The organism is Streptomyces sp. NPDC051907 (assembly GCF_040681075.1).
Classification (GTDB): Bacteria; Actinomycetota; Actinomycetes; order Streptomycetales; family Streptomycetaceae; genus Streptomyces.
In genome coordinates this window covers 1-14,960 of record NZ_JBFAYB010000072.1, presented here as the reverse complement: position 1 = coordinate 14,960, position 14,960 = coordinate 1, and the positions used below count along the sequence as shown (strand labels likewise).

Sequence of the window (14,960 nt, the reverse complement as noted above, 5' to 3'; positions counted from 1 at the left end):
GCGCCCCGCCGTCGGCGAGCCCAGCGCCGCGCCCAAGGCCTCGGCCCAGGCCCCGACCCCCCACACGCGCCAGACGCCCGCCGCAGGTCAGCCTCCCACCACGCGCCAGGCCCCCACCTCCCCCCAAGCCCCCGGCAAGGGCGCGAATCTGCCCGTTCTGCGCAGCCATAACGCCGCCCTCGTGCTCGACCTTCTGCGCACCGCGGGCGAGGGCGGCATCAGCCGGCTTGAGCTCGCCGAGCGCACCGGGCTCACCCCGCAGGCCGTCAGCAAGATCACCGCGCGGCTGCGGGAGGAGGGCCTCGCCGTGGAGGCCGGGCGGCGGGCGTCGACGGGCGGCAAGCCGCGTACCGTGCTCCGGCTGGACCAGGGCGCCGGTCACGCCGTCGGGCTGCATCTGGACCGCGACGAGCTGACCGCCGTCCTGCTGGACCTGGCGGGCGCCCGGGTCGCGGTGCGCACGGCCCCGCTGGACCTGGGCGCGCCCGCGGACACGGTGATCGAGGCAGGTGCGAGCCAGGTCGAGGCGCTTCTCGCGGAGAGCGTCCAGACGCCGGGGGCGCGGGTGCTCGGGGTGGGCGTGGCGATGCCCGGGCCGCTCGACCACGCGGCGGGCGTGCCGCAGCGGGTCACCGGGTTCCCGCAGTGGGACGGATACCCCCTGCGCGACGCCTTCGCGGCGCGGCTCAAGCTGCCCGTCGTGCTCGACAAGGACACCAACGCCGCCGCGCTCGGCCTCGCCCTGCGCGGGCCGGGCGACTCGTTCGCGTATCTGCATCTCGGCACGGGCCTGGGCGCCGGGCTCGTCCTGGGCGGGGCGCTGTACCGGGGGGCGCGGACGGGGGCGGGGGAGTTCGGGCACCAGGTGATCCAGCTGGACGGCCCCGCGTGCGAGTGCGGCAACCGCGGCTGCATCGAGGCGCTCTGCCTCGCGGCGGTCGCCCAGGGGGACCTCGACCGCGCGGCGAGCGTCCTGGGCGCGGGCGCGGCGAACCTCGTCGGACTCCTCGACATCGACCGTGTGCTGCTGGGCGGCAGAGTGGTGACGGCGGCGGGGGCGCCCTTCGTACGCGGAGTGCGCGCCGTCCTCGGCGCGCGCTCCGAGGTCCCGGTGACCCTGGCGGACGGCGACGCGCACCTCGTGGCCGAGGGGGCGGCGCAACTGGTGCTCGCTCCGGTGTTCGGGCGGGCGGAGGTGGCGTTCCCCGCGGCCCGTATTTGGCCGAAAATAGGCTGATAGGGCGGAATTACGAAGCTGCTCGTCGGTACGGACTCGTGGCGCGCGGGCCGGGCCGCGCGCGCCTGGCAGGGTCTGGCCCCATGACGGCCGGGCGACCCCCGGCGCCACGCGAGCAGCAAAGGCCACGCATGCGACTGCGCAATGCCCTCGCCATCGGCGTCACCGCGACCGCACTGGCGGGCGCGTCGGCTTCGGCGGCCCCGGTGACCGACCGGCCGGCGACGGCGGCGGTCGCCGCCCAGCTCGCCGCTCGGCAGCCCGTCTCGGGGTCCGCGCCTCACCAGCCCGCCGCCCAACGAGCCTTCGCGTCAGCGTCAGCGTCCGCTTCCCCAGCCGCGGCCAACCTGTCCGGCGCCCCCGCGGAAGCCCACGCCCCTGCCCACCCCCCGGCCCACGCCCCCGCTCCCGTGGGCGTGGCCACCGCCGCCGCCTTCGCCGCGCACGCCGAGCCGACGCCCCCGCCCGCCCGCCCGGGCGAAGCCGGAGGGGCCGGGCAGCCCGAGGACCGGCAGCCGCGGTGCGGAGAGGTCTCCGATCCGGGCTTCCCCATCGAGACCCGCGTCCACGGCGGGCCGGCCGCTCTGAGCCCCGGCGGAGACTCCCGGCGGTGGTCGGTCGACCTCGCCAACACCACCGCCGAGACCTGCCACAACATCCACCCCGTGGTCCTCTTCGTCCCGAGCGACTCCCGACTCGCCCCCGCCCACCTCCAGCTGGAGTTCTACGACCCGACCGCCAAGCGCTGGCAGCCCGTCGCGCTGGACGCCACGTCGCACGACGAGATCGTCGGCGTGCTCGACGCGCCGGGCTTCCCCGGGTTCGCCGTGCCCGCGCGCAAGGTCGTCACCGCCGAGGTCCGGCTCGCGCTCTCCGCCGACGCCGTGCCGGGCGAGGTCACCGTCAACGCGGCCATCGTCCAGCGCCAGGGCGACGACAGCGACTGGGTGGGCGAGTCCGACGACTACGTCTTCGCCGTCGCCGAGAAGGACGAGAGAGACGGAAGAGACGAGCGAGACGGGCGGGACAAGGAGAGCGAGGGGGCCGCAGAGCGCAAGGAGACCGGAGCGGCCTCGGAGACCGAAGAGGCCGACGAGGCCGAAGGGGGCGGAACGGATGCGTCGACCGAGCCCGGAAAGGACCCCGGCGCCGCTGTGGAGAGCGCCCGTCCCCTCGACGAACTGGCCACCACCGGGCCCGACTCCCTCCTCCGTATCGTCCTCTTCGCCTGCGCTTCCCTCCTCGGCAGCGGCGCGCTCGTCGTCGCGGCCCGGCGGTACCGCGCCGGGCGGCGGTGATCGCGTTCACCTTGGTCTGCGAGCATCCCCTGGTGGACTACCCGAACGACCAGGCGCCCGGCGCCCCCGTCCGCTCCGGCATCCCGGAGCACGGACGCATCCCCAAGTACTACGCGGTCAAGGCCCGTATCTCCGTCCTGGTGGAGGAGCTGGGCGAGGGAGGGCTGCTGCCCACCGAGCGCGATCTCGCGGTGCGGTACGAAGTCTCCCGCGAGACCGTGCGCCAGGCCCTGCGCGAGCTCCTCCTCGAAGGCAGGCTGCGCCGGCAGGGCCGCGGCACCGTCGTCGCCGGCCCCAAGCTGGAGCAGCCGCTCTCGCTCGCCAGCTATACCGAGGGCGTGCGCCGCCAGGGCCGCACGCCCGGCCGCAACCTCATCTCGCTCGACCGGCTCCCCTGCTCCGAAGCGCTCGCCGCGGAGATCGGCGCCGAACGCGGCGACCCCGTCTGGCACATGGAGCGCGTGCTCCTCGCCGACGACGAGCGGGTCGGGCTGGAGAGCACGTACGTCCCCGTCGCCCGCGTCCCCCGCCTCGACGGGGAGTTCGACCCCGACTCCTCCTTCTACGCCTACCTCAACGACCGGCTCGGCATCGCCTTCGGCGACGCGGACGAGCGGATCGAGACCGTGCTGGCCACCCCGCGCGAGGCCCTGCTCATCGGCACTCCGCCGGCCCTGCCCATGCTGCTGATCCACCGGGTCTCGCGGGACACCGACGGCCGGCCGCTGGAGCGGGTGCGCACCCTCTACCGCGGCGACCGCTTCAGCTTCACCGCCCACCTCGGCCGCCAGGGCTGAGAGCCCGAGGACCCAGGCCCACCAGGGACGCGCCACCCCACGCGGAACACCCCACGAGCAACACCCCACCGAGAAAGGTCACGAGAACATAACGGGTCTGGTCCAAGTTTGACCGCCCGTTCACCTTCCCGTCGCCGCTCCGACCGGTCAGGGCCACCCGCCGCCACGAGCGTTGCCGTCGTGAGAGTCATCGTCGTAGGAGCCGGCGTGGTGGGAACCATGCACGCCTGGCACGCAGTGGAACGCGGCCACGAGGTCGTACAGATCGAGCGAGAGAGCGAGGCCCGAGGCGCGAGCCTGCGCAACTTCGGTCAGATATGGGTCAGCGGGCGCGCCGGCGGAGAGGAGCTGGAGACCGCGCTGCGCGCCCGCGAGCTGTGGGAGTCCATCGGGGCGCGCGTCCCGGGCCTCGGCTTCCGGGCCAACGGCTCCCTCACCCCCGTACGCGACGACCTGGAGCTCGCCGTCGCCGAGGCGGCCGTGGCCAGGCCCGACGCCGCCGCCCGCGGCTACAAGCTCCTCGCCCCCGCCGAGGCGCTCCAGATCAACCCCGCCCTGCGCGGCGCGTTCGAGCGGGGCGGCGCCGTCGCCGCGCTGTGGTGCGAGCGGGACGCGGCCGTCGAGCCCCGGCCCGCCCAGCTCGCCCTCAAGGAGGCCCTGCTGGCCTCCGGCCGCTATAGCTACCTCGGCGGGCGCGAGGTCCGCGAGGTGATCGGCGAGAGCGCGGTCCGCGACGACCACGGCGACGTCCACACGGGCGACGCCGTCGTCCTGTGCCCGGGCGCCGCGCTCTCCGGCCTTGTGCGCGAGCTCGCCCCCGACCTGCCCGTGCGCCGCGTCCGCCTCCAGATGATGCAGACCGACCCGCTCGGGGAGCCGCTGACCACCTCCGTCGCCGACGCGGACTCCTTCCGCTACTACCCGGCGTACGCGGGCGAGGCCCTGGACGCGCTGAACGCGGCGCAGGCCCAGGCCCCGACCGCCGCCGCGCACAAGATGCAGCTGCTGATGGTCCAGCGCCTCGACGGCGGGCTGACCATCGGCGACACCCACGAGTACGAGCACCCCTTCGCCTTCGACACCGTCGAGGACCCGTACGAGCACCTCGTCGAGGTCGTCGAGTCCTTCCTCGGCCGGCCGCTGCCGCGCATCCGCCGCCGCTGGGCCGGGGTGTACGCGCAGTGCACCGACGCCTCCCGCGTCGTCCACCGGCAGCGGGTGCGCGACGGGGTGTGGCTGGTGACCGGGCCGGGCGGGCGCGGCATGACCTGCTCGCCCGCCATCGCCGAGACGACCGCGAACGAACTGGGCTGGTGAGGAAATTGACCGCATCCACCGTACGACTCGTCGTGCTGGACATGGCCGGGACGACCGTCGCCGACGGGGGCCTGGTCGAGCAGGCCTTCGCCGCGGCGGCCGAGCGCCTCGGCGAGGCGCCCGAGTCGATGATCGACTACGTGCGCGCCACCATGGGCGAGTCGAAGATCTCCGTCTTCCGGCACCTCTTCCAGGACGAGGCACGGGCGCAGGCCGCGAACGCCGCGTTCGAGCAGGCATACGGCGAGCTGGTCGACGGCGGCCGGATCGAGCCGCTCCCCGGCGCCCGCGAGGCCGTCGATGAGCTCAAGGCCCAGGGCCGTGCCGTCGCCCTGACCACCGGGTTCGCGCGCCCCACCCAGGACGCGATCCTCGCCGCGCTCGGCTGGCAGGACCTGGCCGACCTCACGCTCTGCCCCGCCGACGCGGGCGGGCGCGGACGGCCCTACCCGGACATGGTGCTCGCCGCGTTCCTGCGCACCGGCGCGGCGGACGGCGTCCGGCAGGTCGCCGTCGTCGGCGACACCTCGTACGACATGCTCAGCGGGGTCCGCTCCGGCGCCGGCGTCGTCGCCGGCGTGCTCACCGGCGCGCACGACGGGCAGCGGCTCCGGGCGCACGGCGCGACCCATGTGCTGGGCTCGGTAGCGGAGCTGCCGGACCTGCTCGCCGAGGCGGACTCGCTCGCCGAGCCGGACCCGATCGCCGAGGCGGACCGGTGAGCGCCGGCGGCATCCGGTTCGAGAACGTCTCGGTCGCCTACGGATCCACCGTCGTCCTCGACTCGCTCGACCTGAGCGTCGAGCCGGGCGAGGTGATGGCGCTGCTCGGCCCCTCCGGCTCGGGCAAGACCACCGCGCTGCGCGCCGTCGCCGGGTTCGTCCAGCCGGTCTCGGGACGGGTGCTCATCGGCGAGCGCGACGTCACCGGCCTGCCGCCGCACCGGCGCGGGATCGGGATGGTCGTCCAGCAGTACGCCCTGTTCCCGCATATGCGCGTCGAGGACAACGTCGCCTTCGGTCTCAAGGCCCAGAAGGCGCCCAAGGCCGAGATACCCGGGCGGGTCGCCGAAGCCCTGGAGATGACGGGCATGGCCGCCTACGCCCGGCGCCATCCCCGCGAGCTCTCCGGCGGCCAGCAGCAGCGCGTCGCCATCGCGCGGGCGCTCGCGATCCGCCCGGGCGTCCTGCTCCTCGACGAGCCGCTGTCCGCGCTCGACGCGCAGCTGCGCTCGGACATGCTCGCGGAGCTGGCGCGGCTGCACCGGGAGCTGCCGGACGTCTCGATCCTGTACGTCACCCACGACCAGGTGGAGGCGCTGACGCTGGCCGACCGGATCGCGGTCATGGACAGGGCGCGGCTCCAGGACTGCGGGACCCCGCAGGACCTGTACCGGCGGCCGCGCACCGAGTTCACGGCGTCGTTCGTCGGCAACGCGAATCTGCTGCCGGTGACGGTGGGGGAGGGCGGGGTCACCCTCGACGGCGTCGCGCTCACCCTCGCCACGGACGGCGTGCTTCCCGGCGCCGCCGCCACCCTGTGCGTACGGCCCCACCTCGTCGGGCTCGGCGACGGGCCCAACGCGCTGCGGGGGCGGATCGCCGAGGTGCAGTGGCGGGGCTCCACGCACCGGCTGCACGTGGAGGTCGGCGCGGCCGGCCGTCGCCTCAAGGCGGACGTGGGGGAGCTTCGGGAGACGCCGGCGCTCGGGGACGAGGTCACGGTGCACTTCGCGCCGGAGGACGGGGTGTTGCTGGCGGCGGGAGTGACCGATGGGTGACTCGTCGCCGGCGGTCGTGCAAGCGGACCGCGCTCGCGGTGCGGGTTCGAGCACGGGGCGGAGGCGCCCGCTCTGGCGCCGTTCCGTCGTGCCCACCCTCCCCCAGACTTCGTCCGGGGGGACCCCCATCGCCCCAGCGAAACGAATGCGCACAACGGGGCCTGCCCTCTGGGCTGCGGCGCCCGTGGCCGTGCTCGGGCTGGTGTTCCTCTATCCGCTCGGGCTCGTGGTGCAGGAGTCCCTCGCCCCCGGCGCGTACGCCGACGTCTTCGCCTCCACGGCCTTCCGGGACGCGCTCACCACGACCGTGTGGCTGGCGCTCGCCGCGACCGCCGGGTGTCTGGTCCTCGGGTTCGTGCTCGCCGTGATCGTCGCCTTCGTGCCGTTCCCCGGCAGCAGGGCGGTCGCCAAGTCCATCGACGTCTTCCTCTCCTTCCCGTCGTTCCTGATCACCCTCGCCCTGCTGTTCGTCTACGGCACGGTCGGCATGGCCAACGGCCTGTGGACCGACGTCACGGGCGCCGAGAGCGGCCCCTTCCACTTCCTCGCCACGCCCTGGGGCGTGCTCCTCGCGGAGATCACGTACTTCACGCCCTTCGTGATGCGCCCGCTGCTCGCCGCCTTCTCGCAGCTGGACACCGCGCAGCTGGAGGTCGCCTCCTCGCTCGGCGCCCGGCCCGCGCGGATCGTGCGGCAGGTGATCCTGCCCGAGGCGCTGCCCGCCCTCGCCGCCGGCGGCAGCCTCGTGCTGGTCATGTGCCTCAACGAGTTCGGCATCGTCCTGTTCACCGGCGCCAAGGGCGTCACGACCCTGCCGATGCTCGTCTACGGCAAGGCGATCCTCGAGTCCGACTACCCGGCCGCCTGCGTCGTCGCCGTCGTCAACATCGCGATCTCCGTGGGCCTGTACAGCCTCTACCGAATGGTCAGCCGCCGTGTTGGTGCATAGCCGCAAGGGGAGATGGGCCGCCTGGGCGCTCTTCCTCGTCCTGTTCCTGCCGCTCTTCGCGCTGCCGCTGCTCGTCGTCGTCGCGGCGTCCTTCGCCACGAACTGGTCCGGGGCCTTCCCCTCCGGGCCGACCGCCGAGCACTACAGCGCGGCCGTGCGCGGCGAGTCCCTCCAGGCCCTGACCACCAGCCTGGTCACGGCCGTGACCGCCAGCCTGCTGGCGCTGGCCGTCGGGACGTGGGCGGCGCTGGCCGCCGCCGCGTTGGGGCGGCGCGGACGCCGGGTGCTGGACGCGCTGTTCATGCTGCCCGTCGCCGTCCCCTCCGTCGTCGTCGGCCTCGCGGTCCTGGTCGCGTTCTCCCAGCCGCCGGTGCTGCTCAACGGCACGCGCTGGATCGTGATCCTCGCGCACGCTGTTCTTGTCACGGCGTTCGCCTACCAGTCGGTCGCGTCCGCCATCGTCCGTCTCGACCCGATGTACGAGCAGGCGGCCGCCAGCCTCGGCGCCCGGCCCTCGTACGTCCTGTGGCGGGTGAGGCTCCCCCTCCTGCTGCCGTCCCTGAACGCGGCCGCCGGACTCTGCTTCGCCCTGTCCATGGGCGAGCTGAGCGCCACGATGATGCTCTACCCGCCGGACTGGACGCCGCTGCCGGTACGGATCTTCACTGCCACCGACCGCGGATCCCTCTTCACCGGCTCAGCCGTCGCGGTCGTCCTGATGGGCACGACGCTGCTCGTGCTTCTCGCCGTCTCCCGGATCCGCACCAAGGCGTCGTTCCGGTAGCCCGCACCACATCCGACAGGAGATACGAAACGTCATGCGCAAGCCCCTTATCCCGATCGCCGCCGTCTGCGGCGGACTCCTCCTCGCCGCCTCCCTCACCGCCTGCGGCGGGACCTCCGCCGCCTCCGACGAGAAGGTCGTCACCGTCTACAGCGCCGACGGCCTCAAGGGCGAGAAGGGCGACGGCTGGTACGACCAGGTCTTCAAGGACTTCGAGAAGGAGACCGGCATCAAGGTGAAGTACGTCGAGGGCGGCTCCGGCGAGATGGTCCAGCGGGCCGTCCGCGAGAAGTCGAACACCCAGGCCGACGTCCTCGTCACCCTCCCGCCGTTCATCCAGCAGGCCGACTCCAAGGGCCTGCTCCAGAAGTACGAGCCCAAGGACGCCGACAAGGTCAACGGCGCCGACAAGTCCGGCGAAGGCAAGTGGACCTCCGTCGTCAACAATTACTTCGGCTTCGTCTACAACAAGAAGGAGCTGGCCCAGGCCCCCACCACCTGGGAGCAGCTGCTGGACTCGTCGTACAAGGACAAGCTCCAGTACTCCACGCCCGGCGTCGCCGGCGACGGCACCGCCGTCGTCATCAAGGCCATGCACGACTTCGGCGGCAAGGAGCCGGCGATGGAGTACCTGAAGAAGCTCCAGGCCAACAACGTCGGCCCGTCCTCCTCCACCTCCAAGCTCGCCCCCAAGGTCGACAAGGGCGAGATCCTCGTCGCCAACGGCGATGTGCAGATGAACTTCGCGCAGTCCAAGTCCATGCCCAACCTCGGCATCTGGTTCCCGGCCAAGGACGGCGGCAAGCCCACCACCTTCGCCCTGCCGTACGCCGCCGGGCTGCTCGCCAAGGCCCCGCACAGCGAGAACGGCAGGAAGCTGCTCGACTACATGCTCAGCGAGAAGGCCCAGAAGCAGGTCAGCGAGATCGGCGGCGGCTTCTCCGCCCGCACCGACGTCAAGGCGACCGACGCGAACGCCATCGAGCTGACCAAGCTGATCGACGGCGTGGACGTCTTCGAGCCGGACTGGAAGGACATCGAGGAGAACCTCCCGTCCTACATCGACGCGTGGAAGTCCGCGACCGGCAGCTGACTGGCAGCTGACTGTCAGCCAAGAGTTCACCGTCTGCGGACTGTCGTCGGCGGATGCATCGCGGAAGGGTAACGGGTACGGACCACAGGTCAGCGCCCCTGAGAGATCAGGGGCGTTGGGCTGCCCGCCCCACCGTCACCATCCCCCAGCCCGCAAACTTCCGACGGAGGACCCCGATGCCGATCGACGGCATATCCCGACGCTCCGTGCTCGCCGCCGGCGCCGTGACCGCCGCGGTCACCGCGACCGCCGCCGTCGCCGCTCCAGCCGCCCAGGCCGCCCAGAAGGCCCTGGCCGCCCCCGCCCTTCCCGACGGCGTCAGCCAGGACAAGGTCCTGGTCGTCGGCATGGACGGCCTGCGCCACGACAGGATCGACGCGGCGAACGCCCCGCACCTCAAGTCCCTGATGGCGAACGGGACGTACGGCCTCTCCCTGCTCTACGGGCAGCCGATGGCCGCCACCTCGTCCGGGCCCGGCTGGTCGACCGTCGCCACCGGCGTCTGGCCCGACAAGCACGGCGTCAAGGACAACTCCTTCGCCGGCAAGGACTACACGGCGTACCCCGGCTTCCTCGCCCGCCTCGCCCAGGTGCGCCCCGAGCTCTCCACCTACGCCGCCGTCGACTGGAAGCCCCTCGACGACCAGGGGACCATCGCCGGCGCCGACGCCAAGCTCGTCCTCCACGGCGACCGGGACGGATACCCCGGCCACGACGCGACCATCGCCAACGAGACCGAGTCCGTCCTGCGCGCCCAGAACCCGGACGTGCTCTTCGTCTACCTCGGCAACACCGACGCCGTCGCGCACAGCTCCGGCACCGGACAGCGCTACCTCGACGCCATCGCCGTCCAGGACGGCTACCTCGGCCGCTTCCTCGCCGCGATCAAGGCCCGCCCCTCCTACGCCGCCGAACGCTGGACGATCATCGTCACCACCGACCACGGACACGCGAACGCGGGCGGCCACGGCGGCAACTCCATCGAGGAGCGGCGCACCTTCGTCCTCGCCCAGGGCCCCGGCATCGCGGCCGGCGCGCGCCCCGCCGACACCCGGCTCGTGGACGTGGCCGCCACCGTCTACCGACAGCTGGGCATCGTCCCCGACCCGGCGTGGCGCCTGGACGGCAAGCCCGTCCAGGAGCGCTCGACCGACCCCTTCGACACCCTCCAGTCCTCGCTGTCCGCCCGCGTCGACGAGACCGGCATCCCCGCCGGCGTCCTCGGCTTCACCCGCACCCCGCCCAGCGGCTGGTCCGTGATCAACAGCGCGATGGGCACGGGCGGCGTGACCGAGTGGCGCGGCTGGTCCTTCGCCACCGACGAGTTCTGGTCCCGGACCCAGCGCGACCAGTCCCGCGAGCTCAACGTCCGCTCCCGCGGCGTCTTCGCCGTCGCCGACTCCGACGAGTGGTCCGACAAGGCCTTCTCGGGGGCGTACGACACGACCCTGGTCACCCCCGCGTACAGCGTCGGCGGCAAGGCGACCGTGAAGCTCGACTTCACGACCTTCTACCGCCAGGAGGGCAGCCAGAGCGCCCAGGTGCTCGCCTCCTTCAACGGCGGCGCCCCCGCGCTCGTCAAGAGCTACACCTCCGACGTGATCTCCCAGCCCCAGTCGCTGACCGTGAACGTGCCCGCCGGGGCGTCCAGCGTCAGCTTCCGCTTCCGCTACACCGGGTCCAACGACTGGTACTGGGTGATCGACGGGGTCAAGGTCTCGGCTTCCTGATTAGGCTGGGGACGCCGGGGCGACACAGCGCCGTGCTCCCCGCGTCCCCAGCACACTGCGTACGGCAGGAGTCCGTCTGATGGCAGAGCGCAAGCCGATCGAATCCTGGCTCACCGACATGGACGGTGTCCTGATCCACGAGGGCGTGCCGATCCCGGGCGCCGACTCCTTCATCAAGAAGCTCCGGGAGAGCGAGAAGCCCTTTCTGGTGCTGACCAACAACTCCATCTACACCGCGCGCGATCTGCACGCCCGGCTGGCCCGGATGGGCCTGGACGTGCCCGTGCAGAACATCTGGACGTCGGCGCTGGCCACCGCGCAGTTCCTGGACGACCAGCGCCCCGGCGGCACGGCGTACGTCATCGGCGAGGCCGGGCTCACCACCGCCCTGCACGACATCGGCTATGTGCTGACCGACCACGACCCGGACTACGTGGTCCTCGGCGAGACGCGCACCTACAGCTTCGAGTCCCTCACCAAGGCGATCCGGCTGATCAACGCCGGCGCCCGGTTCATCTGCACCAACCCCGACGAGACCGGCCCCTCCGCCGAGGGCCCGCTGCCCGCCACCGGCTCGGTCGCCGCGCTGATCACCAAGGCGACCGGCAAGGACCCGTACTTCGCGGGCAAGCCGAACCCGCTGATGATGCGGACCGGGCTGAACGCCATCGGGGCGCACTCCGAGACCAGCGCCATGATCGGCGACCGGATGGACACGGACGTGCTGGCCGGGCTCGAAGCTGGTATGGAGACCTTCCTGGTGCTGACCGGGCTCACCGGCCCGGACCAGGTCGACCGCTACCCCTTCCGTCCCTCCAAGGTCGTCGACTCGATCGCGGACCTCGTCGACCGGATCTGACCGGCATCGGCTGATCGGCCCGCGTTCGGGCACGTCAGGGGGTCCATACGGAGCACAGACGGCCTCCTGCGGATGCGGAATCGGCCGCCGCGCGTGAATCTGTGTCTGTCAGGAGGTTCACGATGCGTTCAGGCTTGATTGCTCTCCGTGTCGCAGGGGTGGCCGCCGTGCTGGTCATGGCCCCCGCCGCGACGACCGCGCACGCCGACGTCGCCGCCGAGGCCGACGGCGGCGGCGCGAGGGCCGACGACGGCGTCACGGTCACCGTCCTGCCCGCGGCCGCCGCGCCCGGCTCCGACGTGCAGGTCCACGTCTCGGGCTGCACCGGCGCCACCGGCGCGGTCACGTCCCCGGCCTTCGTCGCCGACGCGGCGCTCTCCGGCGCGGACGGGAGCGACTACCAGCTGCTCGGGGACACGACGGTCAAGTCCAACGCGAGCGACGGCACGTACAGCCTCAGCGTCGAGTGCCAGGGCCGCGCCCACGCCGGAACGGGGAAGCTCCAGGTCGTCGGCGCGCAGTCGACGGCGACGCCGGCCCCCGGCCCGTCGAGCACGCCCGACCACTCGCCCGCGGCGGACGCGTCGAGCCGGCCCGAGCAGTCGGACCGGCCGGACCGCTCGCCGCGCCCGGACCGGTCGAGCGAGCCCAGCCAGTCGCACCACGCCAGCCCCGTCGCGCCCGTGCGGGCCGGCGGCGGGGGCGCGGCCCCGCTCGCCGCCCAGCCGGCGGCCGAGGACGCCGGGCCCGGGACCCCGCACACCGTGATCGGCCTGGTTCTGGCGGGCGTGGCGGCGGTCGCCGTCGCCCTGCGCAGCGCCCGGCGGCGCCGGCCGGACGGACGCTGAGCGACATGCCCTCCGTCGATCGTCCCTCCGGCGATCGCCCGGCCGGGGTCGGCCGGCTGCTCACGGGAGTGACCTGGGCGCTCCTGCTGATCGGCCTCTGGCTCTGGGGCCGCGAGATCACCGAGGGCCCCGGCGGCAGCTCCGCGCCCACCACGGGCGACGTGGCGGCCGTGGGCCGTCCGCTGGGCGTGGCGATGCCGCCCGCCCACGACCCGATCAGGGCCGCGGACCCGCACCGCGTGGACATCCCCTCGATCGGGGTCACCGCCCCGGTCGTCGCGCGCGGCCTGGACGCGACGGGCGCGGTCGACCCGCCCCCGTACGCCTCCGCGCAGAGCGTCGGCTGGTACGAGGACGGGGCCCAGCCGGGCTCGGTGGGCGCGGCCCTGCTCGTCGGCCATGTCGACACCAAGACCAAGCCGGCCGTCTTCTACGGTCTGAGCGCCGCCCGCCCCGGCGAGAAGATCCGGGTGACCAGGGCCGACGGCTCGGTCGCCGAGTTCACCGTCGACGACGTCCAGGTCTTCGACCGCGGCCGCTTCGACGCCGAGAAGGTCTACGGGCCGCGCGAGAAGGGCCGTGCCGAGCTGCGGCTGATCACCTGCGGCGGGGTCTACGACGCGGAGACGAAGGCGTACACGGCGAACGTGGTGGTCTCGGCGTATCTGACCGGCGTCACCGCGAAGTCGGGCGTCGTACAGGCGAAGTGAGACGGCGGGGGAGCGGGTTGGGGGGGGCGGGTTCGAGGGGGAGCGCAACCGGGCTCGACCGACGACGCGCTCCCCCCAGAGCCGCCGGTCGAGCCGGTCCTCTACCGCGGTGCGCGGGCTGCGGGAGAAGCCCGGCGCCGGCACGGGAGGTTTCGGGGGCAGTCCGGTTGCACATCGAACCACGGCCAGGGTCCGGGCCGTTGCGGCCACTCTAGAGGCGTGGGCGGGCCCGGCCTAGAGGCGAGAATGACCGGGTGTCGCGAAGTCGTCGCCCTGTGTTTCCATCCTCCCCGCCGCCGGAGATCAGCTCGGGCTCGTGACTCGCGGCGCGGGTATGCCAGGATGGATTCGACCGGTCTTGTCCGGAGCGAAGCCTGGGGGGCGGACTCCGGGACAAGTGCGCCCAAGGGGGAGTGGATGTACGGCAGTTGGCTGACCCGGCGTACCCGGACTGGGGTGGGAGCCGCAGCAGGTGCGGTGCTGTTGATGGCGGGATGTTCCTCGGACGACGGCGGGGACAAGAAGCCGTCGGTGGCTCAACAGCCCAAGGCGAAAGACCCGTACTGGGTCAACCCGGACGGAAACGCGGCCAAGCAGGTCGCGACGTACGAGAAGTCCGGCGAGGACGAGAACGCCGCGCTGATCAAGAAGATCGCCGAGCAGCCGGTCGGCGAGTGGATAGGCCCGGACAAGCCCGAGGACGAGGCGAAGGGCTTCACCGAGGCGGCCGCGAAGGCCGACCGGGACGCGCTGCTGGTCCTCTACAACATCCCGCACCGCGACTGCGGCCAGTTCTCCAAGGGCGGCGCGGCGGACGGCAACGCCTACCGCGCCTGGGTCGACCAGGTCGCCAAGGGCATAGGCGACCGGCGGGCCACGGTGATCCTGGAGCCGGACGCGGTGCTGCACCTGGTGGACTCGTGCACCCCGCAGGAGTTCCACGAGGAGCGGTACGACCTGCTCAAGGGCGCGGTCGACCGGCTCAAGCAGCAGCCCAACACCAAGGTCTACCTGGACGCGGGCAACGCGGGCTGGTCCAACCCCGACGCGCTCTACGACCCGCTGAAGCGGGCGGGAGTCGACAAGGCGGACGGGTTCGCGGTGAACGTCTCCAACTTCTACCCGACGGCGGCCAGCAAGGACTTCGGCAAGAAGCTGTCGGCGAAGGTGGGCGGCAAGCACTTCGTGGTCGACACCAGCCGCAACGGCAACGGCCCGTACACCGAGGGCGACCCGAAGGAGAACTGGTGCAACCCGCCGGGCCGCGCGCTCGGCGAGGCCCCGACGACGAAGACGAACGACCCCCTGGTCGACGCCTACCTCTGGGTGAAGCGCCCCGGCGAGTCGGACGGCGACTGCAAGGGCGGGCCGAAGGCGGGGGAGTGGTGGCCGGAGTACGCGCTGGGGTTGGCGCGCAACGCGAGGTAGCGGTGGCTTGGGTGGGGGGTTCCTTCCCCACCCCGCCCCTTCCCGTAACTGGGGGCTGCGCCCCCAGACCCCCGTACGGCCTTCGGCCGTGTCCTCAAGCGCCGGCGGGCTTGGTTTCCCGCCCTTGCGG

14 protein-coding genes are annotated in these 14,960 nt (G+C 73.0%); all 14 read left to right on the top strand.

The window, feature by feature from the left end; all coding sequences use genetic code 11:
- The first annotated feature begins 148 nt into the window (after positions 1–148).
- The 14 genes from AB0M39_RS29645 (at position 149) to AB0M39_RS29580 (ending at position 14,830) form a co-directional block, all read left to right on the top strand.
- Positions 149–1,237: an ROK family transcriptional regulator gene (locus tag AB0M39_RS29645; protein WP_365369063.1), complete on the top strand. Its 1,089-nt coding sequence runs from the start codon at positions 149–151 to the stop codon at positions 1,235–1,237.
- 131 nt (positions 1,238–1,368) lie between these two features.
- Positions 1,369–2,535 carry a hypothetical protein gene (locus AB0M39_RS29640; protein ID WP_365369030.1) on the top strand — a complete coding sequence of 389 codons (1,167 nt, stop codon included), beginning with the start codon at positions 1,369–1,371 and terminating at the stop codon, positions 2,533–2,535.
- A gap of 32 nt (positions 2,536–2,567) precedes the next feature.
- Complete coding sequence (locus AB0M39_RS29635) at positions 2,568–3,332, top strand: GntR family transcriptional regulator (protein ID WP_365369029.1); 765 nt, start codon at positions 2,568–2,570, stop codon at positions 3,330–3,332.
- 180 nt (positions 3,333–3,512) lie between these two features.
- Positions 3,513–4,649, top strand: a complete 1,137-nt coding sequence (locus AB0M39_RS29630) for a TIGR03364 family FAD-dependent oxidoreductase (protein WP_365369028.1) — start codon at positions 3,513–3,515, stop codon at positions 4,647–4,649.
- A 5-nt stretch (positions 4,650–4,654) separates the two neighbouring features.
- Positions 4,655–5,371 (top strand): phosphonatase-like hydrolase, encoded by a 717-nt coding sequence (locus tag AB0M39_RS29625; protein WP_365369027.1) that lies wholly within the window; start codon positions 4,655–4,657, stop codon positions 5,369–5,371.
- Complete coding sequence (locus AB0M39_RS29620) at positions 5,368–6,429, top strand: ABC transporter ATP-binding protein (RefSeq protein ID WP_365369026.1); 1,062 nt, start codon at positions 5,368–5,370, stop codon at positions 6,427–6,429. The genes AB0M39_RS29625 and AB0M39_RS29620 overlap by 4 nt, the downstream gene beginning before the upstream one ends.
- Before the next feature lie 145 nt (positions 6,430–6,574).
- Positions 6,575–7,378, top strand: coding sequence for a 2-aminoethylphosphonate ABC transporter permease subunit (locus AB0M39_RS29615; RefSeq protein ID WP_365369025.1), 804 nt, complete (start codon positions 6,575–6,577; stop codon positions 7,376–7,378).
- A complete protein-coding gene (locus tag AB0M39_RS29610; RefSeq protein WP_365369024.1) occupies positions 7,365–8,162 on the top strand; it encodes an ABC transporter permease subunit in 798 nt (265 codons plus the stop codon). The genes AB0M39_RS29615 and AB0M39_RS29610 overlap by 14 nt, the downstream gene beginning before the upstream one ends.
- A 34-nt stretch (positions 8,163–8,196) precedes the next feature.
- Positions 8,197–9,255: a 2-aminoethylphosphonate ABC transporter substrate-binding protein gene (locus AB0M39_RS29605; protein WP_365369023.1), complete on the top strand. Its 1,059-nt coding sequence runs from the start codon at positions 8,197–8,199 to the stop codon at positions 9,253–9,255.
- A gap of 176 nt (positions 9,256–9,431) precedes the next feature.
- Positions 9,432–10,985, top strand: coding sequence for an alkaline phosphatase family protein (locus tag AB0M39_RS29600; protein WP_365369022.1), 1,554 nt, complete (start codon positions 9,432–9,434; stop codon positions 10,983–10,985).
- Between the two features lie 79 nt (positions 10,986–11,064).
- On the top strand, positions 11,065–11,844 hold the full coding sequence (locus AB0M39_RS29595; RefSeq protein WP_365369021.1) for an HAD-IIA family hydrolase: 780 nt from the start codon (positions 11,065–11,067) through the stop codon (positions 11,842–11,844).
- 134 nt (positions 11,845–11,978) lie between these two features.
- A complete protein-coding gene (locus AB0M39_RS29590) occupies positions 11,979–12,692 on the top strand; it encodes a hypothetical protein (RefSeq protein WP_365369020.1) in 714 nt (237 codons plus the stop codon).
- Between the two features lie 5 nt (positions 12,693–12,697).
- The gene (locus AB0M39_RS29585; RefSeq protein ID WP_365369019.1) at positions 12,698–13,402 is read left to right on the top strand and encodes a class F sortase; all 705 of its coding nucleotides are present in this window, start codon (positions 12,698–12,700) and stop codon (positions 13,400–13,402) included.
- Between the two features lie 417 nt (positions 13,403–13,819).
- Complete coding sequence (locus AB0M39_RS29580; protein ID WP_365369018.1) at positions 13,820–14,830, top strand: glycoside hydrolase family 6 protein; 1,011 nt, start codon at positions 13,820–13,822, stop codon at positions 14,828–14,830.
- The last annotated feature ends 130 nt before the right edge of the window (positions 14,831–14,960 follow it).

What these genes read in the sequence shown, in the direction of transcription:
- AB0M39_RS29640 (WP_365369030.1), top strand. Translation starts at nt 1,369, where the DNA reads ATGCGACTGCGCAATGCCCTCGCCATCGGCGTCACCGCGACCGCACTG.
- AB0M39_RS29615 (WP_365369025.1), top strand. Translation starts at nt 6,575, where the DNA reads ATGCGCACAACGGGGCCTGCCCTCTGGGCTGCGGCGCCCGTGGCCGTG.
- AB0M39_RS29605 (WP_365369023.1), top strand. Translation starts at nt 8,197, where the DNA reads ATGCGCAAGCCCCTTATCCCGATCGCCGCCGTCTGCGGCGGACTCCTC.
- AB0M39_RS29600 (WP_365369022.1), top strand. Translation starts at nt 9,432, where the DNA reads ATGCCGATCGACGGCATATCCCGACGCTCCGTGCTCGCCGCCGGCGCC.
- AB0M39_RS29595 (WP_365369021.1), top strand. Translation starts at nt 11,065, where the DNA reads ATGGCAGAGCGCAAGCCGATCGAATCCTGGCTCACCGACATGGACGGT.
- AB0M39_RS29585 (WP_365369019.1), top strand. Translation starts at nt 12,698, where the DNA reads ATGCCCTCCGTCGATCGTCCCTCCGGCGATCGCCCGGCCGGGGTCGGC.
- AB0M39_RS29580 (WP_365369018.1), top strand. Translation starts at nt 13,820, where the DNA reads ATGTACGGCAGTTGGCTGACCCGGCGTACCCGGACTGGGGTGGGAGCC.